Genomic DNA, 1,386 nt, shown 5'->3' on the forward strand with positions numbered 1-1,386 from the left:
CGGTTGAGCCCCCTAATTTTGGACACGCTCTTCCGAATTCTAATCTTTTCTCCGTTTTTCAAAGAACGATTTTTCTGGGTTTTACTTCCCCTTTTTTATATTTCTGAAAATAGACGGCTGGAGGCCAATCTTCAAGGCTTCCATGCAGTCTTTTGTTGTTATAAAACTGAATGTATTCCTTCACGACATCATTGGCCTCTTCGAATGTCTGGAATTCGTGTCGCTGGTAACACTCTCGTTCCAGGACGCTATGAAAGGACTCGATATAAGCATTTAAATTGGGTGACTTTGGAGGAATTCGTTCATGCTCCAGCCTCTCTTTGTTTTCCAGGCAGAACTCCTGAAACTTGACCCCTATAAACTGGGGGCCATTATCCGTTCTAAGCACGAGCTTTTCTTCATCGGAATTTTCTATGTTACGGGCTCTGAGAGCCGTCTTAAGCATTTTGGTGATATCTTTCCCGCCGCATGTTTTCCCTAAATAAAAGCCGACAATCTTCCGATCATACACGTCTATAGCGCTTGCCAGGTAGAAAAAACGCTCTATGCCTGGGATATATCCATATTTAATGTCAATCTGCCACATTTGATTTGGACCTGTGACGATTCGGTTCCTGGCAATCTTTCTAGGGTACTTATTGTTTCGAATTTTTAAAGGGAACAGTATCCCCATTTCCTTGCACAGACGGTACACCTTCTTTTTACTGATGGTCAGATGATGCTTCCTTTTTAGGCAGCTTGTCAGTTTACGATACCCATAGACTGCCTCCATACCGCCAATCAGCTTGACTAGGTACGCTTTAATTTGCTCGTCAGATACACGTTTTCCTTTTGAGTTTAAGGAAAAACCGGGTATTCGCCTTCCTCCAGCTACCCTTTTCGCCGGAATGGGATTGGCCTGTTGATAATAGTAAGTGGACTTAGATATTCCCACAATGTTGATTACCCGAGTGACCGCAAACCCGGCTTCTACCCATTCTTTTGCAAACTCGACTTTATCGGTTAGCGTTTCGATTTTTTTTTTATCATTTCTCGAAGCATTTCAACTTCCAGCTCTTTTTCTCCTAACAGTTTCACGGCTTGATCGTATTTTTTCTGAATCTCATCCGTACCGGAGTTTTCTGAAAGGGGAGAGACTCCCTCCATTTTCATCTCTAATTCGACTTCATCCCGGTATTGGCGAACCCACCCAGACAAAGTAGAAGGAGCTACTGCTAATTTTCTGGCTAGGAAAGCCGTATTGCCGGACTCTAATGCCATTCTGACATATTTCTTCTTTACGTCCTCAATCGGACCATTCTTTCTTTTCATCTTGGCCTCATCTCCTCTGCCCTCATTATATTTAGAATGAGAGGAGGTGTCCAAACTAGTTAGGGGGCCTGAGAG

General features: G+C 43.3%; 2 protein-coding genes. Both read right to left on the reverse strand.

Annotated features, from left to right (window positions below; genetic code table 11):
* Positions 1-58 precede the first annotated feature (58 nt).
* Positions 59-1,015: an IS3 family transposase gene (locus tag ACQCVE_RS19500; protein WP_426863666.1), complete on the reverse strand. Its 957-nt coding sequence runs from the start codon at positions 1,013-1,015 to the stop codon at positions 59-61.
* A partial coding sequence (locus ACQCVE_RS19505; protein ID WP_426863665.1) for a transposase occupies positions 1,003-1,386 on the reverse strand: 384 nt, incomplete at its 5' end. The genes ACQCVE_RS19500 and ACQCVE_RS19505, both read right to left, overlap by 13 nt.

The sequence above is a fragment of the Metabacillus sp. 113a genome, from assembly GCF_050107635.1.
GTDB lineage: Bacteria > Bacillota > Bacilli > Bacillales > Bacillaceae > Metabacillus_B.